At 44.4% G+C, this 23,388-nt stretch carries 22 protein-coding genes; 11 read left to right on the top strand and 11 right to left on the bottom strand.

Annotated features, from left to right (window positions below):
• Positions 1 to 19 precede the first annotated feature (19 nt).
• The 3 genes from trpB to AB6D58_RS03250 all read left to right on the top strand — a co-directional run bounded on the left by trpB (position 20) and on the right by AB6D58_RS03250 (position 3,646).
• Complete coding sequence (gene trpB, locus AB6D58_RS03260; RefSeq protein WP_102393389.1) at positions 20 to 1,210, top strand: tryptophan synthase subunit beta; 1,191 nt, start codon at positions 20 to 22, stop codon at positions 1,208 to 1,210.
• The gene (gene trpA, locus AB6D58_RS03255) at positions 1,210 to 2,016 is read left to right on the top strand and encodes a tryptophan synthase subunit alpha (RefSeq protein ID WP_017070760.1); all 807 of its coding nucleotides are present in this window, start codon (positions 1,210 to 1,212) and stop codon (positions 2,014 to 2,016) included. Before trpB ends, trpA begins: the two co-directional genes overlap by 1 nt.
• Positions 2,017 to 2,326: 310 nt before the next feature.
• Positions 2,327 to 3,646: a dicarboxylate/amino acid:cation symporter gene (locus AB6D58_RS03250; RefSeq protein ID WP_321163247.1), complete on the top strand. Its 1,320-nt coding sequence runs from the start codon at positions 2,327 to 2,329 to the stop codon at positions 3,644 to 3,646.
• A 102-nt stretch (positions 3,647 to 3,748) separates the two neighbouring features.
• Here AB6D58_RS03250 and AB6D58_RS03245 read toward each other — a convergent pair whose 3' ends face one another.
• From AB6D58_RS03245 to hisC, 5 genes are all read right to left on the bottom strand, one after another.
• On the bottom strand, positions 3,749 to 5,056 hold the full coding sequence (locus AB6D58_RS03245) for a TRAP transporter large permease (protein WP_102393388.1): 1,308 nt from the start codon (positions 5,054 to 5,056) through the stop codon (positions 3,749 to 3,751).
• Between the two features lie 21 nt (positions 5,057 to 5,077).
• Entirely contained in the window at positions 5,078 to 5,557 is a 480-nt protein-coding gene (locus tag AB6D58_RS03240; RefSeq protein WP_048613908.1) for a TRAP transporter small permease, read from the bottom strand.
• Positions 5,558 to 5,624: 67 nt separating this feature from the next.
• Positions 5,625 to 6,584 (bottom strand): TRAP transporter substrate-binding protein, encoded by a 960-nt coding sequence (locus AB6D58_RS03235; protein WP_102393387.1) that lies wholly within the window; start codon positions 6,582 to 6,584, stop codon positions 5,625 to 5,627.
• A 581-nt stretch (positions 6,585 to 7,165) separates the two neighbouring features.
• Positions 7,166 to 7,939, bottom strand: coding sequence for an ABC transporter substrate-binding protein (locus tag AB6D58_RS03230; RefSeq protein WP_102393430.1), 774 nt, complete (start codon positions 7,937 to 7,939; stop codon positions 7,166 to 7,168).
• A 10-nt stretch (positions 7,940 to 7,949) separates the two neighbouring features.
• Positions 7,950 to 9,092 carry a histidinol-phosphate transaminase gene (gene hisC, locus AB6D58_RS03225; RefSeq protein ID WP_017067399.1) on the bottom strand — a complete coding sequence of 381 codons (1,143 nt, stop codon included), beginning with the start codon at positions 9,090 to 9,092 and terminating at the stop codon, positions 7,950 to 7,952.
• 181 nt (positions 9,093 to 9,273) lie between these two features.
• Here hisC and AB6D58_RS03220 point away from each other — a divergent pair, with 181 nt between their 5' ends.
• From AB6D58_RS03220 to AB6D58_RS03195, 6 genes are all read left to right on the top strand, one after another.
• On the top strand, positions 9,274 to 10,161 hold the full coding sequence (locus AB6D58_RS03220) for a LysR substrate-binding domain-containing protein (RefSeq protein ID WP_102393386.1): 888 nt from the start codon (positions 9,274 to 9,276) through the stop codon (positions 10,159 to 10,161).
• A 285-nt stretch (positions 10,162 to 10,446) separates the two neighbouring features.
• Positions 10,447 to 10,695, top strand: a complete 249-nt coding sequence (locus tag AB6D58_RS03215; RefSeq protein ID WP_017069991.1) for a hypothetical protein — start codon at positions 10,447 to 10,449, stop codon at positions 10,693 to 10,695.
• Between the two features lie 133 nt (positions 10,696 to 10,828).
• Positions 10,829 to 11,395: a septation protein A gene (locus tag AB6D58_RS03210; protein WP_017061509.1), complete on the top strand. Its 567-nt coding sequence runs from the start codon at positions 10,829 to 10,831 to the stop codon at positions 11,393 to 11,395.
• A 188-nt stretch (positions 11,396 to 11,583) separates the two neighbouring features.
• The gene (gene yciA / locus AB6D58_RS03205) at positions 11,584 to 11,982 is read left to right on the top strand and encodes an acyl-CoA thioester hydrolase YciA (RefSeq protein ID WP_010438001.1); all 399 of its coding nucleotides are present in this window, start codon (positions 11,584 to 11,586) and stop codon (positions 11,980 to 11,982) included.
• Positions 11,983 to 12,177: 195 nt separating this feature from the next.
• Positions 12,178 to 12,474: a YciI family protein gene (locus AB6D58_RS03200; RefSeq protein WP_004741234.1), complete on the top strand. Its 297-nt coding sequence runs from the start codon at positions 12,178 to 12,180 to the stop codon at positions 12,472 to 12,474.
• A 1-nt stretch (position 12,475) separates the two neighbouring features.
• The gene (locus AB6D58_RS03195) at positions 12,476 to 12,871 is read left to right on the top strand and encodes a GspS/AspS pilotin family protein (protein ID WP_017062026.1); all 396 of its coding nucleotides are present in this window, start codon (positions 12,476 to 12,478) and stop codon (positions 12,869 to 12,871) included.
• 92 nt (positions 12,872 to 12,963) lie between these two features.
• On the opposite strand, the gene metE is transcribed toward AB6D58_RS03195, so the two are convergent.
• Positions 12,964 to 15,327 carry a 5-methyltetrahydropteroyltriglutamate--homocysteine S-methyltransferase gene (gene metE / locus AB6D58_RS03190; protein WP_372103165.1) on the bottom strand — a complete coding sequence of 788 codons (2,364 nt, stop codon included), beginning with the start codon at positions 15,325 to 15,327 and terminating at the stop codon, positions 12,964 to 12,966.
• Positions 15,328 to 15,607: 280 nt separating this feature from the next.
• Between metE and AB6D58_RS03185 the strand changes: the two genes are divergently transcribed.
• Positions 15,608 to 16,519 (top strand): LysR substrate-binding domain-containing protein, encoded by a 912-nt coding sequence (locus AB6D58_RS03185; RefSeq protein ID WP_102393596.1) that lies wholly within the window; start codon positions 15,608 to 15,610, stop codon positions 16,517 to 16,519.
• Positions 16,520 to 16,658: 139 nt separating this feature from the next.
• On the opposite strand, the gene AB6D58_RS03180 is transcribed toward AB6D58_RS03185, so the two are convergent.
• Positions 16,659 to 16,859 carry a DUF4250 domain-containing protein gene (locus AB6D58_RS03180; RefSeq protein ID WP_004736508.1) on the bottom strand — a complete coding sequence of 67 codons (201 nt, stop codon included), beginning with the start codon at positions 16,857 to 16,859 and terminating at the stop codon, positions 16,659 to 16,661.
• Positions 16,860 to 16,991: 132 nt separating this feature from the next.
• A complete protein-coding gene (locus AB6D58_RS03175; RefSeq protein WP_017062029.1) occupies positions 16,992 to 17,672 on the bottom strand; it encodes a hypothetical protein in 681 nt (226 codons plus the stop codon).
• Positions 17,673 to 18,002: 330 nt separating this feature from the next.
• Between AB6D58_RS03175 and AB6D58_RS03170 the strand changes: the two genes are divergently transcribed.
• The gene (locus tag AB6D58_RS03170; protein ID WP_408063617.1) at positions 18,003 to 20,300 is read left to right on the top strand and encodes a YgiQ family radical SAM protein; all 2,298 of its coding nucleotides are present in this window, start codon (positions 18,003 to 18,005) and stop codon (positions 20,298 to 20,300) included.
• Between the two features lie 85 nt (positions 20,301 to 20,385).
• Here AB6D58_RS03170 and AB6D58_RS03165 read toward each other — a convergent pair whose 3' ends face one another.
• From AB6D58_RS03165 to AB6D58_RS03155, 3 genes are read right to left on the bottom strand one after another with little or no spacing between them, the layout of a single operon-like run.
• A complete protein-coding gene (locus tag AB6D58_RS03165; protein ID WP_372156496.1) occupies positions 20,386 to 20,850 on the bottom strand; it encodes a GtrA family protein in 465 nt (154 codons plus the stop codon).
• Positions 20,837 to 22,324 carry a glycosyltransferase family 39 protein gene (locus tag AB6D58_RS03160; RefSeq protein ID WP_017063527.1) on the bottom strand — a complete coding sequence of 496 codons (1,488 nt, stop codon included), beginning with the start codon at positions 22,322 to 22,324 and terminating at the stop codon, positions 20,837 to 20,839. Before AB6D58_RS03160 ends, AB6D58_RS03165 begins: the two co-directional genes overlap by 14 nt.
• Entirely contained in the window at positions 22,321 to 23,340 is a 1,020-nt protein-coding gene (locus AB6D58_RS03155) for a glycosyltransferase family 2 protein (RefSeq protein ID WP_050634924.1), read from the bottom strand. Before AB6D58_RS03155 ends, AB6D58_RS03160 begins: the two co-directional genes overlap by 4 nt.
• Between the last annotated feature and the right edge of the window lie 48 nt (positions 23,341 to 23,388).

Here is a 23,388-nt window from a genome sequence, read left to right as displayed (position 1 = left end):
GAATTGAAGGAATAACACAATGGCTAAACTCGATGCCTACTTTGGTGAATACGGTGGTCAATACGTACCGCAGATCCTAGTGCCAGCACTAGACCAACTTGAACAAGCATTTATCGATGCACAAGCCGATCCTGAGTTCCGCAGCGAATTCATGACGCTTCTTCAAGAGTACGCTGGTCGTCCAACGGCACTAACGCTAGCACGCAACCTAACAAAAGGTACAAAAACAAAACTGTACCTAAAGCGTGAAGATCTACTTCACGGCGGTGCTCACAAGACAAACCAAGTTCTTGGTCAAGCATTGCTAGCAAAACGTATGGGTAAGCAGGAAATCATCGCTGAAACTGGCGCAGGCCAACACGGTGTGGCAACGGCTCTAGCGTGTGCTCTACTAGGTCTTAAGTGTCGTGTTTACATGGGTGCAAAAGACGTTGAACGTCAAAGCCCGAACGTGTTCCGTATGAAGCTAATGGGCGCAGAGGTTATCCCTGTTCATTCTGGCTCTTCAACGCTAAAAGATGCGTGTAACGAAGCACTACGTGACTGGTCTGCAACTTATGAAGACGCGCATTACCTATTGGGTACTGCAGCGGGTCCTCACCCATTCCCAACGATTGTTCGTGATTTCCAACGCATGATTGGTGAAGAAACGAAGCACCAAATCTTAGCTCGTGAAGGTCGCCTTCCCGATGCGGTTATCGCTTGTGTCGGCGGTGGTTCGAACGCTATCGGTATGTTTGCGGATTTCATTGAAGAAGAAACTGTTCGCCTAATCGGTGTAGAGCCGGCTGGTAAAGGTATTGATACCGACCAACACGGCGCGCCGCTTAAGCACGGTAAAACCGGTATCTTCTTCGGCATGAAAGCGCCACTGATGCAAGATGAGAACGGCCAAGTAGAAGAGTCTTACTCTGTATCTGCGGGTCTAGACTTCCCATCAGTTGGTCCTCAACACGCGCACCTAAATGCTATTGGCCGTGCTGAATACGACAACGTGACCGACGACGAAGCGCTAGAAGCGTTCCAATTGATTGCACGTAAAGAAGGTATTATCGCAGCGCTAGAGTCATCTCATGCTTTGGCTCATGCTGTTAAAATGGCTCACGATGACCCAGAGAAAGAACAGCTATTAGTGGTTAATCTATCTGGTCGTGGTGATAAAGACATCTTCTCTGTACACGACATTCTTAAAGAGAAAGGAGCATTATAATGGATCGCTATCAATCACTCTTCACTCGCTTAGCTGAAAAGAATCAGGGCGCATTTGTACCATTCGTAACGGTTGGCGATCCTAACCCTCAGCAATCTCTTAAGATCATGGAAACACTCGTTGAAGCGGGTGCTGATGCACTTGAACTTGGTATTCCATTCTCAGATCCGCTTGCTGATGGCCCGACAATCCAAGGTGCAAACATTCGTGCGTTAGATTCAAAAGTAACGCCAGATGTGTGTTTTGATCTTATTGGTCAAATTCGTGCTAAATACCCAGATCTGCCAATCGGCCTACTGATGTACGCAAACTTGGTGTACGCACGTGGTATCGAGAACTTCTACGAGCGTTGTGCGAATGCAGGTATCGATTCAGTATTGATTGCTGATGTACCAACCAACGAGAGTGGCGAGTTTGTTGCTGCAGCTAAGAAGTTTGGTATTCACCCAATATTTATTGCTCCACCAACAGCAAGTGATGAGACGCTTCAATCGGTTTCTGAGCTAGGTGGTGGTTACACTTACCTACTTTCTCGTGCTGGCGTAACGGGTGCAGAAACCAAAGCAAACATGCCTGTGACAGCCCTACTTGACCGTTTGAACAAGTTTGATGCGCCACCAGCACTGCTTGGTTTCGGTATCTCTGCTCCTGAGCAAGTAAAAGAAGCCATCGAAGCTGGCGCTGCTGGTGCTATCTCTGGCTCTGCGGTTGTGAAAATAATTGAAAACAACGTTGAACAACCAGAAGCAATGCTTAAAGCACTTGCTGAGTTTGTTACGCCAATGAAAGCGGCAACGCAAAAATAATAAATAGGCTCCCACTAGTGCGATAATTTGCGCTGTGGGAGTTTTTCTCCGAGAACACGTCCAAACCCTCTCAATTGTTAAATTTCTGATAAAAACAACACCTCATACAAACCTGTAGCACATCTATAATACCCCACCAAAACATCACTATCATTTATAAAAATAATGACAAATCAAAAAGCAATCGTTTGCTTTAGTGTGAAAAATCATCAATTGACATTTGATTACTGCTTTTTGGTGTTCTTTCATCTCTGCTCATATTGATAAATGTAAAGGATACGTGTAAAACTTCTCGCGAAATATTATTCCAATGGTACATCGTACATTGGTGAGTAGTTCTGGGATTTTTATATTTAGTAGCACAGAGGTTATGGAAGTGTTAAAAGAAAAGAGTTTACTAAGCAACATCGGCGTTCAAGTCGTTATTGCAATGATCATCGGTACCCTAGTCGGTGCGATGATGGGTGACAGCGCAACTATGTTCGCTCCACTGGGTGCTATCTTCATCAATTTGATCAAGATGCTGGTTATCCCTCTAGTCGCGGTTGCCCTAATTTCAGGTGCTGCTGGTCTAGGCAACAGCTCATCAGCAGGTAAAGTGGGCGTGACCACTCTAGGTTACTTTGCACTAACGTCTGCACTTGCTGTAGCACTAGCGCTAGTAATGGGTGAAATATTCGAACCAGGTCGTGGTATCGATGTTTCTGGCGTTGAAGGCATGTTCTCTTCTGAATACGCTGCGAAAGGTGAACTTCCAACGTTCTGGGCAACCATCACAGGCATGATCCCGACCAACGTTTTCCAATCACTGAATGAAGCAAACATTCTGCAAATTCTAGTTTTCTGCTTATTCTTCGGTATTGCGATTTCTAAACAAGCGAAAGAGAAACGTGACCCTATCATCAATGGCGTAAACGCGATTGTTGACGCTATGGTTTGGATGATCAACAAGGTTATGATCATTGCACCACTTGGCGTATTCGGCCTAATGGCAGAAGCTGTGGGTACATTCGGCTTTGGCGCACTTATGGTTGTGTTCAAACTGTTCGTTGTCTACATCGCTGCGATTCTGATCTTCGGCTTTGTTGCTTACCCGCTAATGATTCAAATCTTCACTAAGACTTCTGCTAAGAAGTTCCTAGTGGCAATGAAGAAGCCTCAAGCGGTTGCACTATCAACAGCCTCTTCAATGGCGACACTGCCAGTAACAATGGAAACGGTAGAGAAGGAACTTGGCGTTCGTAACTCTACGGCTTCATTCGTTCTGCCTCTTGGTGCGACGATCAACATGTCTGGTAACGCAATTTACTACGGCCTAGTTGCTATCTTCTTCGCACAGCTGTTCAACATCGACCTGTCTATGGGTGCTTACGTTGCTATCATCGTAACGTCTACGCTAGGCGCAGTTGGCCAAGCAGGTGTTCCTGGTCCTTCTTTCCTAGTGGTTGCAGTTCTTCTAGCGGCTGGTATCCCTATCGAAGGTCTACCTCTGTTGTTCGCTCTAGACCGTATCTTCGACATGATCCGTACTGCTCTGAACATCACTGGTGATGCAGCATGTGCAGTTATCGTTGACTCTCTAATCGAAGACGAAGCGAAAGAAGCTGAGCTACAAAAACAGCAAGCATAATATTAAGCTTCAGTTTTGATTGATAAAAAAACCGCCTTCATACAGGCGGTTTTTTATTAGGTGATGATCAATGTTGAATCGGTAAACCTTACCCTTGTTAGGCTAATTGATTAATCCAAACGCACGAGGCAGAGCCAAACTAATTTCTGGAATAAAAGTAATAGCCAACAGTGTGACGATCAGTACGGCACAAAACGGCATGATACTTCTTATAACATTCTCAATCTTAGAGCCACTGACACTACAACCCACAAATAGCGCCGTGCCAACGGGTGGCGTTGCAATACCAATACATAAGTTGAAGATAATCATCATCGCAAAGTGAATTGGATGCATGCCTAAGTGCTCAGCAATCGGCATAAAGATAGGGGTAAAGATCAATACGGCTGGCGTAAGGTCCATAAACATACCCACAATCAGTAGAATCAGGTTCATCAGAATAAAGATGATAATTGGATTGTCTGAAATAGAGAGCATCCAATCGCTGATCATGGTTGGTAGACCGGTAAACGCCATAGCCCATGACATGATGGTAGAAGCACCAATCAAAAACAGCATAATGCCAGTGACCTGAACGGTTTCTCTACAAATTATCGGGAAGTGCGCCCATTTGAGGGTTCGGTAACAGAGTGACAGTATAAAAGAGTAAAGAACCGCTATACATGCCCCTTCTGTTGCAGTGAAAACACCACCAATAATACCACCAATAACAACTACAATAAGCCCTAAGCTTGGTGTTGCTTGCCAAACAATATTCAGCACATCTTTAGTTGTGAAGCCGTCATTCGCACTTGTTTTGTAGCCCTTCTTTTTAGCGATGAAATAGGCGACGACCATACAACTTAAGCCCATTAGAATACCTGGGACATACCCTGCGATAAACAACGCCGCAACGGATGTTCCACCCGATACCACTGAAAATACGATCAGTGAATTACTCGGCGGTATTAATAAGCCTGCCGGGCAAGATGCAACGTTTACTGCTGTTGCTAAGTTTTTATCATAACCATCTTTTTCTAATTCTGGGCCTAAGGTTTTACCAACCGCAGCTGCTGCTGCAACGGCTGATCCTGAAACGGCGCCAAACATCATATTGGCGAAGATGTTCACGTGAAAAAGTGAGCCCGGGATCCAACCAACCAAGAGCTTTGCAAGGTTGATGAGTCGACTCGCGATGCCACCTACATTCATTATATTCCCCGCGAGGATAAAGAAAGGGATGGCTAATAAACTGAAACTATCAATACCGGTAATGATTTTTTGACCCGCAGTAATACTGGCGACTTCAAACGGTAAGATGAAATACATGATGGTTAAAGATGACATGGCAATTGCAATCGCAATCGGCATGCTTATCGCGATCATGAATAAGAATAGGCCTAGCAGCCAAACACCAATGGACAAATCCATAATATAGAGTCCTTTTAAAACTTATTTTTTGTTGGGTTCACAAAAAAGATCAAACGTATTCATGACCAAATAAATGAGGATAATAACGGCTGAAATCGGCAATATTGAATACACCGTCGACATCGGTAATTGCAGTGCTGGAGAGAGTTGTTGTGTGGTTCTTCCCATTAAGGCGATGCCACCTTGAAGCATTGCAAGAAATACAAATGCGCCAGAAATCACATTGATGAGTAGATGTAATGCTATGTGCGCTTTACCCTTAAGATAACCATCCAATAACGTTATAGCTAAATGCCCTTTGATACCGAATAAGTAGCTTGCTCCTAATAATCCAAGCCATACCATCGCATAACGAGCAAGTTCATCAGTCCAATTACTTGGGTCATTCAAAACATAGCGACTAAAAACCTGCCAAGTGACAGTAACGACAAGTAACATTAATGCGAAAGAAGAGACAAAAAGAATCAACCTATCAAGTAGGTTTCTGAAAGTTGCTAACATGGTGTGATACCTCAAAAAATTTTGCCTTAGCAAAGCCAAGGCAAAATTATATTTTCACTAAGACTGATTACAGAACTTCAATTTTTTCAATGAATGAAGCTAATTTAGGGTCTTTTTTCGCCTCATCAATCATAGGTTTAACAGCTGCACGGAAAGGGGCTTTATCAACTTCAACAAACGTGACACCTTCTTTCATTCCTTTCTCTTTGTTCATGTCATCTGTTGCATCCCAGATTTTGATCTGCTCTTCAAGAGACTCAGCAGCAGCTTCTTTTAAGATTTTTTGCTCGTTAGCCGTTAAAGTACCCCATTTGTATTCAGAAATGATGATCACGTCAGGCGTCATCATGTGCTGGTCCATAGAGTAAAATTTGGCAACTTCGCTGTGTTTCATTTCAACTAAGCTAGAAATATTATTTTCAGCACCGTCAATTACACCTTGTTGCAGCGCCGTGTATACCTCATTGAAAGGTACAGGCGTTGCTTTACCACCTAATAGGTTAACCATTTCCATCATGGTTGGAGAACCCGGAACTCGAACTTTCATACCAGCGAGATCAGCCGGTGAGTTAATGGCTTTTTTAGCGTAGAAGCTACGTGTGCCTGAGTCATAGAATGTAAGACCGATGAAGCCTTTACCTTCACTTGAAAGCAACATCTCTTGTGCAGCTTCACTTCGCATGAAGGTTCTCATATGTGGAACGTCACGGAATAAGAAAGGCAGTGCATTAACCTTAAACGTTGGTTCAAAAGATTCGGCTAACCCACCATTGATTTTGGCCATATCAATCGCGCCAGTAACAACTTGCTCCGCTTGGTCACGTTCAGAGCCTAATTGACCGTTTGGAAAGATCTTAATCGTAAGTTCACCATTCGATTTTTCTTTAACTTTATCAGCCATGATCACCATGCCTTGGTGAGCTGCGCTTTCTAATGACATTGCATGCCCTAACGTCAAAGTTTTTGCTTGAGCGCCAAATGCCATAAGAATTGAAGCCGCTGCAATCGTCAGTAGGTGTTTTTTCATGTTCTTCTCCAGAATCCATTTTGTAAGAGGTACAGTTTTTATATGCAACGCTATAGCTAAGTTTGAAATCTAACGTTCAATTGCACATCGCTCATAGCAGTAACGTTTCATTACAATATTCTTACCCTATGAATTTTGTATTACAATACTATATGTATATTTTGTGAACTAAGGTTTATCTATTGGCCTGAGAACCTAATTGATTGTGATACCAATCATATTTGGGACTAATTAGACCATTAATCAGTTCTACTTTGGATTTTTTGGGAATTTCGATTACTTTCAACTGCTTCTAGAACAATCTCTTAGCAAAAAAGCACCGATATATTTATGTTATTTTAAGACATTAAATTCAGTTATAGAGCACGACAAAGAAGGTTTCCTCGCTCGAAAACGCGAGTCGTGAACAGTGCTTTGTGAGGTGATGAATGCAAGGTTTTCGGCTGGATTTAGGTAACAAGAATAGATAAAGGCAATAGATAGAAGCTTAATAGGATGAATTATTTGCAACAAAAATCCGAGAGCCTTACAGCCCTCGGATTTTTGTTTTTGGTGTTCTAGTTTTTTAGGCGTTAGACGAATTACAAATCAGCGCCATAGATATCAAACGTGAAGTACTTAGCGGCGATCTTGTCGTAAGTACCGTTCGCTCTGATCTCTTCAATCGCGGCATTGAATTGTTTCGCCAGTTTTGAATCCTGCTTTCTTAGTGCTAACGCCGTACCCTCGCCAATGTAGGCTTTGTCGGTTACTGCTTTACCTTTAAATTCAAAGCCCTCACCTTCTTTTTTATCTAAGAAAGCTAATGACAGTTGATCCGAGTTGCCAAAGGTTAGATCTAGACGACCATTTTGCAGATCCAGATACACTTCATCTTGCCCTGTGTAACGCTTAATGTTGGCCACACTGCCAAACTTGTCGGTTACGTAGCGATCGTGAATCGTACCTTGTTGAACACCTATAGTTTTGCCCGCCAAGCCCGCCTCATCAACGCTGAACTCCGCGCTTTTAGCAGCAACAAACACGGCTGGAGTTTGGTAGTACTTATCAGTAAATAAGATCTTACGCTTACGCTCTTCGGTGATACGCATTGACGCCATAATCACATCTGACTTTCTTGCCAACAAACTTGGAATTAGCGAATCCCAGCTTTGTGAAACCCAAGTACAATCGAGTTTAGCTTGCTCACACAAGGCATCAGCTATCTCAATATCAAACCCGACAGGCACACCGTCGCTGTTTTTATAGTTGAATGGCGGATACGTAAAGTCCGACGCCAAACGGATTTCTTTCGCCTGTACCGTTGTACCAAGTAAAGCGACCGCACAAGCGAGTCCTAGTATTATCTTTTTCATCATTGCCATCCTAGATATGATCTTTATCGAGTTGAGATTGAGTTTCTTTATGTTGAGCTTGTTGAATGTGTTTGCCTTGTTGACTCTGTTCTAATTCGGTTTGGTAACGTGTTAGTGACGTTATCACTTCTAGCATGCTCTCTTGGCTACCAATACTGATTCGAACACAGTTACGCAAAGCCGGTTCATGGTTTTGGTTCCTTGTCACAATGCCGTCCTTCGCCAAGACACTGAACACTTGATGCCCAGCTTTTTGACGCAGCAAAATGAAGTTTGTCGATGAAGGGTAAACAGACTCGATGAAATCAAACTGCGTTAACTCACAAGCAAACCAGTTACGCAGCTCAACCAGATTCTGCGTCGCATCTTGCATCACTGAGACTCGTTCATCAGACAACGCGTCTAATACAATTTGAGATGAGCAATCTGGCATCGGATAAGGTGGAATCAGCTTCGCGACATACTGCATCACATTTTGACTCGCTAAGATAAAACCACAACGAACTGCAGCCAGTCCAAATGCCTTAGACAAAGTGCGAATCACAACCAAGTGCGGATAACGCTCAATAAGGCTAACGGCTGACGTTTGTGGTTCAAATTCGATATACGCTTCATCGACGACCACTAGAGATTTTCCAGTCGTGCCTTCCAGTACCTGAATCAAATCCGATTTAGGAATCACATTGCCCGTTGGATTGTTTGGTGAGCAAAGAAACACGATATTCGCCAGTTTTGCCTTATTCACAATATCAGCGACGTTCAGGCTAAAGTCTTCCTGCAATGGAGAGTCCAAGGTATTAATCGCCAATGCATCAGCGCAAAACTCATACATCGCATACGTTGGAGAGCAGATAAGTATGTTGTCGCACGCCGGTTTACAGAATGTTCTGATCAGCAAATCAATCGCTTCATCTGCACCACGAACAGCCACAGTCGCGGCATCGGTACTACAGTAATCTTGATAAGCCTTAGCAATATCTTGTGGTAAGAAGTCTGGGTATCGGTTGTGACTTGCTTCTCCTTGAAACAGCGAGCTTTCCAATTCATTGGCGTTTAGCCAGACACGTCCATCACCACCAATTCTTCTTGCCGATTGATAAGGTATTAATTTTTTTACAGCCTGAGGCACTAAGCTATCAATAAAAGATGTCAAGAAGCTATCCCTTTCACAAAATCACAATGTCTTCATCATTGCCTTCATATTCAAAAAATGTGACTTATACACATATTGAATCACAAATGATGATTAAGTATTTACATTCAAACAGAACACTATTGATAAATGAATCGAAATAATCACATAATAGCCATGATAAAAAGTCATAGGTAAAGATATGAATCGCACACTTCCTTCAACCAAAACCTTGCTCGCGTTTTTGTCTACGGCAAGGCACCTCAACTTTACACGCGCGGCACATGAGCTCAATGTTACGCAAGGTGCAGTGAGTCGTCAGGTATTGTCGTTTGAAGAAAGCCTTGGCTGTGATCTCTTCTATCGCCATGCTCGCGGATTGTCTTTAACGCCGAAAGGAGAAGAACTGGTTCCCCTGATACAAGGAACGATTCATCAGCTGCAATCGGCTCTAAATCAAGTGGCTAGCTCTCCGTCTAAGATCAAACTCAACGCACCGAGCTGTATTACCTCTTGGCTACTACCTAAGTTGATGTCTTTTCAGCAAGCCTATCCTGAAATTGATGTCGAACTGACGTCGACCATCAAGCACGTCTTCGAACCAAGCTTTGATCCGTTTGACGCCGTAATTATCTATGGTAAGAAGCCAAACCAACAATCGATTATCAGCCAATTATTGTTTAACGAGCAGCTAGCGCCCGTTTGCCAAGCACAAAGCATTACACAGAGCCATCTTGTCGACGACGCATCGACCATCATCAAGCCACACAAGCTTGCCCAATACACTTGGCTACACGCCAACAATGAGCAAAGTGATTGGCGACTTTGGTTAGAGCACATAGGCAGCCACGACCTTTCAAGCAAGAACAACCAACAATTCGCGACACTCGATCAAGCTATGAACGCCGCCATTCAAGGGTTTGGCATTGCCATAGGCGACATCACACTGGCCAAGCAAGATATTGATTTAGGTAGATTGGTAAAAGTGAGTGAAGGCAGTGTTTTCTCTGGAAATGGTTACTTCTTGCTGCAACCCAAGAATCGACAAAATACATCCTTATCTACGCTTGTTGATTGGCTCGTCGATTAGCGGCAATCATTGTTGGTAGGCCTCTTTATAAGCGGCAGGAGAGCGTCATAATGAGAATTTTTCCGTTCTCAAAATGAAACTATTTGATGTCTGTTTCGTATTGATTGTCAGAGAATAGAACGTACCTTCCTTTAACTATTTGAAAAGAAGTTCAATTCTATTTAGCCGGGAATTTATTCTGTTCCGTTGGAGAAAATGGCATTCGAGTTGCTTTGTCATAGATAACCCAACCAATATACAGCAGGTTGCACCAGTTTCACTGCAGCTTGTCACGGAGGATAGGCTATGACCTTACAAAGACATACGTATTACGGCTTGATTCACCATGGAATTAAAACCCTATTAATGGACAGAATTGGCCACTTCACAGAGCGTGAATATCACGAGTATCTCGACTTAACGACCGGTAAATCGACATGTTTTGCCATGAGTGAGCAAGAGCTCGAAAACACCTTAGACAGCTTAAAGAGCGAAGGTTACCTTGAAGATATCAAAAAGCTGATACCTCGCTATCAAACCTCGTCAATGCGATAACCTGCTTCAACTCTTTAAACACGATGAGTGGTTAGATTGAATTAATTGGCACCCAATTGTCTCGAGCTATTTAGCATCGAGACAGTTTTCGTTAGACTGTCAGCAACTCAACTAACTGGATAGTCAGTGTCTCATGAAACAAATTCTTGATTTCATTCCTCTCATTATTTTCTTTGCGCTTTATAAGATGTACGACATCTATACCGCGACCGGCGCTTTGATCGTTGCCTCTGCAGTTCAAATTATTTTGACTTATTTCATCTACAAGAAAGTCGAAAAAATGCAGGTCATCACCTTTCTAATGGTTGCCGTATTTGGTGGCATGACCATCTTCTTGCACGACGACAACTTCATTAAATGGAAAGTCACCATCGTTTACGCACTGTTTGCGATTGGCCTGACGGTCAGTCACATCATGGGCAAATCAGCGATTAAAGGTATGTTAGGCAAAGAGATCACACTGCCTGATTCGGTATGGGGCAAGATCAACTGGGCATGGACGCTGTTCTTTACCCTATGTGCCGTTCTCAACGTTTACGTTGCTTTCAGCCTACCGTTGGATGTTTGGGTCAACTTCAAAGTGTTTGGTCTACTCATCGCGACCTTGCTCTTCACCTTGCTCACTGGTGTTTATATCTATAAGCATCTACCAAAAGACCAGCAGAAAGAGTTAACGGATAAAAATACCGACGAGAAATAGCCCTTAGGGATGAGTCCTCATACCCTATTTGATACAATTATTATCAATATGCGATTGGCCAATGATACTCGTGATCATTGGCCGCTGATTATTTGTGTTCGGTGAAGACGTTAAAAATTAGACCACCACGAGTCTCGTAAACACATCTATTTTTATATAAAACAATCAATACCATTAAGAGTACGACAATGACTATTCAATCAACTTTGAACCCGATTGGTTCTTTACTTCTTCGCACATTAGCGATGCCTTCTGATACAAATGCAGCAGGCCAGATTTTCGGTGGTTGGATAATGTCACAGCTTGACCTTGCTGGCGGCATACTGGCAAAAGAGATATCTAACGGCAAGATAGTCACGGTTTCAGTATCGAGTATCGAGTTCAAACAGCCGGTTTCAGTGGGTGATGTTGTGTGTGTTTATGGTGACTGCACTAAGATTGGTCGCAGCTCGATGAATATCGACCTAGAAGTCTGGGTTAAGCCTGTACTTGATCACGGTATCGGCGACCGATATAAGGTTTGTGGAGCAACGTTCAACTACGTTGCTGTCGATGAGGGTGGTAAGCCTCGCCCGATCAATAAATAGTACTTTTCACCAAGCTGCTAATGTAGACGGTCTTTAGTTTCAACGAATGAAATCGCTAAAGACCATACTTCTCTCTCGCACCATTTCACAATTTCTTATCATTAGCTCTTCCAATACCAATTAGTTCGCGTAAATTAGCAAGATAGCGAATTTAAACGCCCCCAATTCAGTGAAGTAAAATAAGGATATACCAATATGTGGTACGTGATTTTTTCTCAAGACGTCGAAAATTCATTAGAAAAACGCCTAAGTGTTCGCCCACAACATCTAGAACGCCTACAAACACTTCACGATGAAGGCCGACTGTTAACAGCAGGTCCAATGCCAGCGATTGATTCAGATAACCCTGGCGAAGCAGGCTTTACAGGTTCAACTGTGATTGCTGAATTTAACTCTTTGGAAGATGCACAAGCATGGGCAGACGCTGACCCGTACATTGATGCTGGCGTTTACCAAAATGTGATTGTAAAACCATTCAAGAAAGTATTTTAACGTGAAAAAATGGATTATTGGCTCACTGGCTTTAGCTCTGCTTGCAGGCTGTGCTTCAAGTGAGCAAGACGAACAAAGACAGCTAGAGATGATGGCGCAGCACCGAGCTGGCGTTTTATCTGCAGGCCTGCCGATTGAGTATGGTCCACTGTCGGTCATGCGCGTGCTAGCAAAAAACACGGTTATCGAAATCATGATGATCTACAACCAAGATGCAAAAGGTGCTAAGCCTTTAAACCAAGTTGTAGACATGAGTGTGAATAGCTACTGCACCAACTCTGAAGTGAGAGCAAACCTTGATATGGGCTTGGCTTACAACATCAAGATTCGCAACACTCGCGGACAACTGATGGTTGAGAAGTTGATCAGCAAAGAGACGTGTCAGAGCAGCAGCTAGATTCTAGCTCGAGATTCGAACAAGTATAAAACCAGAAGGCCTCGCAAATGCGAGGCCTTTGTTTTATGAAGCAATCAAAATCCTAAGCTGAATTATGCCTCGGTTGATTCCCACTCTTTACGCAGTGCTTTAGTTGCCGAAACTAAGTTAGTCAGCGCCGCTTCCGTCTCTGCCCAGTTCCGTGTCTTCAGCCCACAATCAGGGTTTGCCCACAAACGTTCCGCTGGAATTTTCTCTGCCGCTTTCTTAAGTAAATCAACAATCCACTCTTCTGACGGGATGTTTGGTGAGTGAATGTCATAAACGCCAGGTCCAATCGCATTCGGGTAGTTGAACCCTTCAAATGCTTTCAGCAGTTCCATGTTCGAGCGAGAAGTCTCAATGGTAATCACATCGGCATCTAGCGCGGCTACTGAATCAATGATCTCGTTGAACTCGCTGTAACACATGTGGGTATGAATCTGAGTTTCTGGTTTAGCACTTGCCGCTGAGATCTTAAAGGCATCGACCGCCCACTCTAGGTATTCTGCGTGGTCGCGCTTTTTCAATGGCAGACCTTCACGAATCGCTGGTTCATCGATTTGGATAATGTTGATGCCCGCGTCTTGCAAATCAGACACTTCATCTCGCAGCGCAAATGCCAATTGATTAGTGATCTCTTTGCGTGAAATGTCTTCACGTGGGAATGTCCAACATAAGATAGTGACTGGGCCTGTCAGCATCCCTTTCATCTGCTTCGAGGTCAGAGATTGGGCATAGGTCGACCATTCTACGGTCATCGGCTTCTCACGCTCTATATCCGCGACCACAATCGCCGGCTTCACGCAGCGTGAGCCATAGCTTTGTACCCAACCAAACTTAGTGGTTTGAAAGCCTGCTAGATTTTCAGCAAAGTACTCCACCATATCATTACGTTCAGCTTCACCATGAACCAGTACATCCAAATCAAGTGCTTCTTGTCGTTTCACCGCATCCGCAATATGACCTTTCAACGCGGTGTTGTATTCCGCTTCACTCAGTTTGCCAGTGCGGTAAGCACTACGCTGAACACGGATCTCTCCGGTTTGTGGAAATGAACCAATTGTTGTGGTTGGCAATAATGGTAAACCTAACACCTCAGACTGATGTGAAGCGCGTTCGGCATAAGGAGCACTTCGCTCGGTTAGGGTTTTGGTAATGGTGTTAATACGAGCTTGAACCTGCGGCTTATTCACATTAGTCGCGCTCTTGCGTGCAACAATCGGCTGGCTGTAGGTTTCACACGCCAAGATAGCATTGTGGTTACCGTCTAGTGCCGCACCCAATATACTCACCTCGGTCACTTTCTGTTTCGCGAAAGCAAACCAACTCTTCACTTCATCGCTGAGTGAATCTTCTAACTCAAGGTCGACTGGACTATGCAAAAGTGAACATGAACTTGCTACCCAAAGTTTGTCTCCTAGCTTCTCTTTCACTGGTTGTAGTAACTCTAGTTGAGCGGCTAAGTCTGCTCGCCAAACATTGCGTCCGTTGATTGCTCCTGCAGAAAGCACCCAATCTTCAGGTAGCTTGTTCACCACTTGATCGAGTTGCTGGGGTGCGGCAGCCAAATCGATGTGTAAGCCGTTGACGGGCAGTTCCATGATTTTATCTAACGTGTCAGTCACAGAATCAAAGTACGTGGTAAGGAGTAGCTTCACATCACCTTGAATCACTTGATACGCCAACTTGAATGAATCTGCCCATTGACTCTCAAGCTCAAGAGAAAGAATTGGTTCATCGATTTGAACCCACTCAACCCCCAACTTAGCGAGTTTTGCCAAAATTGCTTGGTAAGCGGTAAGAAGGCGCGGAAGAAGAGATAAACGATCAAAACCCTCCTCCACTTCTTTACCAAGATATAAATAAGATAACGGGCCTAACAAAACTGGCTTCACCTTATGCCCGGATTTTATCGCTTCACTCACTTCGTCAAACAGTTGTGGCCAACTCACTTCAAAGGTGTCGTCTTTACTGAACTCAGGAACAATGTAGTGATAGTTAGTGTTGAACCACTTCGTCATATCTGATGCTGCTGCACCATCTTTAGCGCTTTCAGAGCCGTGCTTAGCGCCACAACAAGTTGGCTGCCTTTGAGATTGTATTTGAGTTTGAGATTGACCGCGACCAACGCGGAACAAGGTATCTAAATCTGGGAAGGCTTTTTCACCTTCTGATCCACCAGCGTGACGCTCAGGTACATGACCTAGAAGTAACGTCGTTGTTAGAACATGGTCGTACCATGCGAAGTCACCCGCAGTTGCAAAGCTTAGATTCGCCTTAGCTTGTACATTCCAGTTACGATTTCTTAGTTCGCTACCGAGTTGCTTTAAATCTGATTGGTTAATCTCACCGCGCCAGTATTTTTCTAAAGTGAATTTGAGTTCGCGTTTTTCGCCGATACGTGGGTAGCCTAAAATATGCGTTGTCGTAGTCATGAACCTGTTCCTTATTCAATAATTTTTAGTGTTCGATCAAACTGCCTAGCTTATGGTTTAAGTTCTTTACAAGGCGTCTAGATGGCTAAACTATCTCCCTAATCTGAACGATGAACAACGTCCAAATATTCATCTTGTTTATTAAAAATATTCATCTTGAATAATCTAAAGCTGAAAAATTAAATCCATCTGGACATCTAGACGTTTACAAATGAAAGAAAACCCCGTAGGGTGATTATTAAGAAATATTAAATTGGCTTAGGGAATATGAGGAAAACTCATGATAGAGCTTAAACACCTTCGAACATTGACTACCTTAAGAGACAGCGGCTCGCTAACAGCGACGGCAACTTCTCTTCACTTGACTCAGTCGGCGCTTTCTCACCAACTGAAAGACCTTGAGGCGCGTATCGGTGGTCAGCTTTTCCTACGTAAAACTAGACCAGTTAAGTTCACCTCTGAAGGTGAGATTTTGCTTAGGCTTGCCGATGAGATACAGCCAAGAATAGCTAAAGCGGAGAACGAACTCGCGAGCCTGAAAGAGGATGTGAATGGTCGTTTGCACATGGCGATTGAATGTCACTCATGCTTCCAATGGTTAATGCCTGCTTTGAAGGAATATCAAGTGGCTTGGCCAAGCGTAACGCTAGATTTCTCGTCAGGCTTTGGGTTTGAGCCGCTACCCGCGCTAATGGCAGGCGAGCTAGATTTGGTGATCACCTCTGATATACAGCCTCGCTCTGAGGTTCATTACGAGCCGCTTTTCGATTTTGAGATGCGTCTTATCACCGCGATCAACTCGCCTTTGGCCGATAAAGCGAGCATTGATCCGCAAGATCTTAGCGATCTCACCATGCTCTCCTATCCTGTTCAAAAACAACGTTTAGACGTCGTGAAACACTTTTTGCAACCAGCAGGTGTAGAACCTAAGAAGTGGAAACAAGCAGACAACACCTTAATGTTGGTGCAAATGGTATCGGCAGGATTAGGTGTCGCGGCATTACCAAATTGGGCGATCAGTGAGTTCTCAAGACAAGGTTTGATAGCCAGCAAACCGTTAGGTAAAGGGCTTTCAAGAAGACTGTTTGCCGCAGTAAGAAACTCAGAAAAAGACAAACGTTACCTACAGGCTTTCTTTAGCACAGCAAGACAGCAGAGTAAGAGTCACTTAGATGGTATTGAGGTCGTTTAAGAGGTTCATTATTGAGCTAGCTTAAGCCTGTATTAAATCGGAAAGGCAAACGCCAGAAACAAAAAAAGTCACAGATAATCTGTGACTTTTTAGTTTCAGTATCGATGATTTTCGATATCTGTTGATTCGCGAAAATAGACTATCTTGGATAAGACTTAAACTGGTTAGTCAATGGGTCGTATTGATAGCCAAGCATATCGAGCTTGCCCACGACACTTTCTATATCCATTTCATACATACTGATCAGCTCTTCAAAGCTATCGCACTCTAGGCGAAGTTTCTCATTCACGATTCCCAGCAAGATAATGCTATCGAAACCTTTGACGTTGCTTAAATCCATCTCGTACTCCTTACGAACACACCGACTAAAATTAAGTTTAGAACGCTTACCAAGGCCATGCTAAAAAACTGATCACACTTCTTAAAGAGAATGCGTGATTAATGAGCGCACGTAATTAATGAAAGTCCGCGATTAAAGTGCCCACACTGGCGTTAAACCCACAGCCGCAGCCAATAACATCAGTAACGAAACCGTCAGTTGAAGTTTTTCCGGGGTTTTAACGAACAGTAGATGCCAACACCACACCACGATAGCTGAGATTAGCAAAGCAAAGCTGAACAGTAGCGTTGAAATCACTGGTTCTAGTTGAGCTTCAGACAAAGAATAGACACTCACGACTGTTGCCAAAACCACCAACATGCCCGTCAAAACACCAACAACAGGCAGAACACGGTGAAATGCCTGTAAGCGTGTTCTTGCAATCGTCAGCAGTAAATGGCCAAACGCTGAGCCTAACAGTGCCACTAGCAATACAGTAGTGATGATACCAACGGTAGTTGCTTGTTCCGTCGCTTGGATAGCAACGTAAGACAATGCCAAACCACAAGCTAAGTACATCACCCAAATAGGGCCAGAATCGCGTGTCTTCTTAGTTTGAACTTGAGAATAGAAATAAAAGATCGCAAACACGACCAGAAAGGCTTCAATTTTTACTGAGGCAACGGCAAGCCACAGCACGCCAATCGCAGGTAACATCTTGTGGATACGACCACGCTGCCCCGGACAAATATCCCCTTTCACCAAGATGAGGGTTAAGATCAGTTGGGCTCCTAAAAGCATCGGAGCAAATTGTACTAATAACGTTTCGACCATTGTGGATCTACTTCTTCAGACTTATTTTCGCGAATAATATCAAAAACTGCTGCGAACACTAATCAAAATCACAAATTAGCGACGTTATTCAAGGCTTCAACTATGCTGTTGTATGGTTCTTTTGTCGCCATTTACCGTAAAAAGACGAAAGACACCAGAACTAACAGGGGCATGTTCTACTGGCTAGTCTAGGCTCATGCCGCTATAATTCCCGCCTCAAAAATCAGAGGTTGAAATATGTACAGCGATATCACTCCTATTCACGAACACAAAAAATACTGGGCCGAGTGCTACGGAACTGCACCCTTTTTGCCTACCAGTAGAAAGGAGATGGATGCTCTTGGATGGGATAGCTGTGACATTATTATTGTAACTGGTGACGCTTATGTCGATCACCCGAGCTTTGGTATGGCTATCATCGGCCGTCTGCTTGAAGCTCAAGGTTTCCGCGTGGGCATTATTGCTCAACCAAAGTGGGACAATAAAGATGCCTTCATGAAGCTAGGTAAACCTAACCTATTCTTCGGCATCACAGCGGGTAACATGGACTCCATGATCAACCGCTACACCTCTGATCGCAAATTACGTCACGATGATGCTTATACTCCGAACAATGAAGGTGGCAAGCGTCCTGATCGTGCAACTCTGGTTTATTCTCAACGTTGTCGTGAAGCTTACAAAAGCACGCCAATCGTGCTTGGTGGTATTGAAGCGAGCTTACGTCGTGTAGCTCACTACGACTACTGGTCAGATAAAGTTCGCCGCTCTGTATTGTTTGATGCAAAAGCTGACATTCTTCTTTTTGGTAACGCTGAGCGTGCACTGGTTGAAGTAGCACACCGCATTGCCGATGGTGAAGACATGTCTACGCTGACCAATATCCGCGGTACTGCTATCAATCTTCCTGCGGCCCCTGAAGGCTTCAAGATCATTGACTCTTCTCGTATCGAAAAGCCGAACAAAGCGTATGTTCCGGTTAACCCGTACGAAGTTGAAACTCAGTGTGATACCAAGAAAGACGAAAAAGAAGAAGTAAAAGCGCAACCTATTACTATTCGCCCTTCTCGTCACGATGCAAAAACTACAGCGGTTCGTATCCCAGGTTACGAAAAGCTAAACAATGACCGTATTCTTTACGCTCACGCTAGTCGTATTCTGCACCTTGAGACAAACCCGTACTCAGGTCGTGCTCTGATTCAACGTCACGGTGATCGCGAGCTTTGGATTAACCAAGCGCCTATTCCATTGACCACAGAAGAGATGGACTACGTGTTTGGCCTTGCGTACAAGCGTGTTCCGCACCCGATGTACGGCAAAGCGAAAATCCCAGCATACGACATGATCAAAACCTCAGTTAACATCATGCGTGGTTGTTTTGGTGGTTGTTCTTTCTGTTCAATCACAGAGCACGAAGGTCGCATCATTCAGAACCGTTCGAAAGAATCTATCTTGGATGAGATCGAAGACATTAAAGATAAAGTACCGGGCTTCACAGGTACTATTTCTGACTTGGGCGGCCCAACGGCGAACATGTACCGTTTAGGTTGTTCAGATCCAAAAGCTGAAATTAACTGTCGTCGTCCATCATGTGTGTTCCCGAAAATCTGTGAAAAGCTAAACACAGACCATCAACACACTATCGACCTGTACCGCTCTGCGAGAAAAGTACCGGGTGTTAAGAAGATCATGATCGCTTCTGGTGTACGTTACGACTTAGCGATTGAATCTCCAGAATACGTTCGTGAGCTTGTGACTCACCACGTTGGTGGTTACTTGAAGATTGCTCCAGAGCATACTGAAAAAGGCCCACTGGATCTGATGATGAAGCCGGGCATGGGCACTTACGATCGTTTCAAAGAGATGTTCGAGAAGTACAGCGCTGAAGCCGGTAAGAAACAGTACTTAATTCCTTACTTTATCTCTGCTCACCCGGGCACAGAAGATGAAGACATGCTTAACCTAGCAATGTGGCTGAAAAAGCACAACTACGAGTGTGACCAAGTACAGAACTTCTACCCATCGCCAATGTGTAATGCAACGTCGATGTACTACTCAGAGACTAACCCTCTGAAACGCGTGAAATATAAGAAGCGTGAAGATGTTCCTGTGCCGAAAGGTGATCGTCAACGTCGTCTGCATAAAGCACTGCTTCGTTACCACGATCCTGAAAACTGGAAAATCATCCGTGAAGCACTGATCAGCATGGGTAAACAGCACCTAATTGGTGACAAAGCAAACTGCCTAGTACCAGCAGAAGACTTTGATGCACAAACACCGGCACAACGTCGTAAGTCTGGTCGTCACGGTTCACAACGCTTTGCGACTAAGCACAGTAAATCTCAGCCAGGTCTTGGTGGCGAAAGCCCACGTAACCACTCTGGTAAGAAACCGGGTGGCAAGAAGCCGAATGGTAACGGCAACGGTAGCCAAGGTAATGCTAACCAAGGTGGCGGTAATGGCAATGCTCGTAAACCAGCGACTGGCTTCATTAAGAAAGGTCCTGGTGGTCAGCAATCACAAGGTAATGGCGGCGGAAATGGCAAACCAAACCGTAACAAAGCGGGCAATGGTCAAGGTGGCAAACCTGCAAGTAACGGCAAGAACCGCCAGCGCGCAGCACAACGCTAATATCGCGAACCGATTGACTTCGCTATCGTAAAAACACAAAGCGCAGCTATTTAGCTGCGCTTTTTTGTGTCTGTTACAAGATAGCCTAACGAGCAAACACCCAATACTGACTAAGCAAATAGTTACTGACCATGCCCACCAAGATGCCAACCGCCATTGCGATAAACACTGCCCCAGTAAATGCAGGCAGCAATTCAGTCATCAACTTAAAGCACAGCAAATTAGGTATCGCCGATATTGATGCAGAGAACATGAACTTTTGCCATTGAATCAGCTTTTCGGACCAATTCCCCTGCCCTTTGAATTCAAAGGTCAACACTCGATTTCCAAACCAAGTTGTCGTTGCTGCAACGATGAAAGAGCCAATTCGAGCACTCATTAACGGCAGCCCAATAACGTAATGCAGCAACGCAAACACGGCACAATCGACAACAAAGCCACCCGACCCCACCATAGCGAATTTAATCATCTTAAGATGAGGTTGTAGTTTTTGGTTTAGCACGTCGAACTTGTGGCTAAACAGTCTCGATGACGAGTTAAAATTGAACATCGCCATCACTTCGAATATGGCTCAACGATAGATTTGGTTTGATGTTTTGGCTATGACAACTAAATAGAGCGCGCTTGATCTTCACCGTCGGCTCTAAAATACAGGTCAACGCATTGTCTTTAATCTTGGTTTCCACTTCCGCTCTTTTACCAATCAGATAGAACTTGTCGATACCATCTAACTGCTTAACATCAAGTAGCTTTTTCGCTTGTCCATGACTGTAAAATTGCCCAGAGAACGGTCGTTTACCGATGTAAAAGCTCGGCGCTTCATCCGTGATCTGCTCGAAGATAATACGGTCACTTTTCTCGTTCGCTTTGCCTAGGTTGAGGTAGACCATCGCAATCATTAACAGCACAGGTAGCACCAAAGCCACACTCGAGAACCACTTCTTATCTTTTTCTACCACAAGCGTTGCCACCAGCAAGCCAAGGGCTGGAATACCCGGTAGGACGTAAGCTGGAAGAATATTACCCGCCATAGTGAAAAGAATTAGAGGAGAGACCAACCAACACACAAGGAATGAAAACAACCCACTATGTTCAGCGTTAACTTCTGCGATTTTCTTACGACGGGCGAAAGTCAAAATAGGCAACACAATCGACCACGGCGCAGCCGCTTGAATCCAGAAAATCCAAATCATGCCTCTTGCTTGGTCATGGGCAGAACCGTATAAATCGCCCTCCCAACCACTCACAACAAAACGCTTAAAGTGCTCGCCAACAATAAAGTAATCAATAAAACCCGGTGTTGCCATTTCAGCCATGATGTACCACGGCAAAGCAATCGCTAGCATCACGCCTAAGCCTGACAACAGTGGAAAGCGTTGCCATAACACTTTAAAAGCGCCAAAAAATCCATGTTGCAATACTAACCAAGGGAAAACGGCGATACCCATAATCACAATCGCTACCGGCCCTTTTGCCAGCAAGCCTAGTGCTAAGCCAATGAAACCGACATAGCCCCAAGACCGATTAGTCTTCGCGCTCCCTTCTCCCTTCGAACCCTCTCCTCCTAACCAACATAGGTAGAAACCTAACATGGCTATGGTCATCGCTAACGTTAATGCCATGTCAGTCATAACAGCACCCGCCGCGATAGAGAAAATCCCACATGTCGCCAATACCACGGCCGCCACCAAGGCACTTTGTCCGGTGCGCTTAGCCATGTACGCAACCAACAAAATCGTCGCAAAACCTGCTAACCAGTGTGGCGCACGCACAGCAAACTCACTCAAACCAAACAGCTCAATGCCAATCGCGCTCATCCAGGTAAACATCGGAGGCTTACCCCAGAAAGGGATGCCGTAATCAAATTGAGGGGTTAACCAATTGCCGGTTTCTACCATCAAGCGAGCCATCTCACCGTAGCGCGCTTCCGTAGTGTCCATTAAAGGGTATGTCGCCAGAGATAAGAGCCTTAGAACCAATGCAAAAGCCAACAAATACCATAGGTGCGTTCGGTTCAGGCTCATGCTGACTCCTCTAATTTAAAATGCGTTTTTAATGCAGGGGTATCGACCACCGATTGGATCAGATACAAAGGACGGTTCTTGGTTTCGATGAAAATACGACCTATGTATTCCCCCATTAAACCAATACTCAGAAGTTGAATACCGCCTAGGGCAAGTTGGACCACCATCATTGATGGGTAACCCGTAATAGGCTCACCAAACATCATGGTTTTGAACACGATGAAGACGCCATACACAAAAGCGGTAAGCGCCACTAATCCACCAACGGCCGTCGCAATACGCAGTGGGCGGATAGAAAATGATGTGATGCCATCCATCGCCAATCCGATGAGTTTCAGGTAGTTCCATTTCGTCTCGCCACAGAAGCGAGCATCGCGCTTAAACTGAATCGTTGCTTGTCTAAAACCTGGCCATGAAAAGATGCCTTTCATGTAACGGTTACGTTCAGGAAGTTGATTGATATGATCGACAACCTCTCGGCTTAACAGTCGGAAATCACCCACATTTTCTGGAACATCGATCTTCGCCGCCACGTTCATGACTTTGTAAAAGCTTGCGGCTGAAAACTTCTTAAACCACGTTTCACCATCACGTTGGCTACGCTGCATATTGACGACGTCATAACCTTCGCGCCATTTGGCAATCATTTGAGGAATCAGCTCGGGTGGATCTTGCAGATCGGCATCGAGCAAGATCACCGCTTGTCCCCGGCAGTGCTCGAGGCCAGCACTCATCGCTGATTCTTTACCAAAGTTACGGCTTAAACCGATCACAGAAATTGAGCTATTGATTGAAGTGAATGAACTCACCAAATCCAAGCTGTTGTCTTTGCTGCCATCATCGACATAAACAATTTCACTGGTGATGGGTAAGCTATCCAGTACCTTGGTTAAGCGAGAATGAAACTCTTCTAACACCTCTTGTTCATCGTAAAACGGCACAATGATCGATAGTGAAACGGCGGGATTGATCCGTGATGTGGAGACTTTAGGTCGGCTAATATGAAGTTCAGACATAATACGTTCTTTTATTTTTTAATCTGAATCCAATCTACCCCCTCATAA

This window comes from Vibrio sp. 10N.239.312.D08, from assembly GCF_041466145.1.
Classification (GTDB): domain Bacteria; phylum Pseudomonadota; class Gammaproteobacteria; order Enterobacterales; family Vibrionaceae; genus Vibrio; species Vibrio crassostreae_C.
This window is presented reverse-complemented; position numbering and strand designations above follow the sequence as displayed.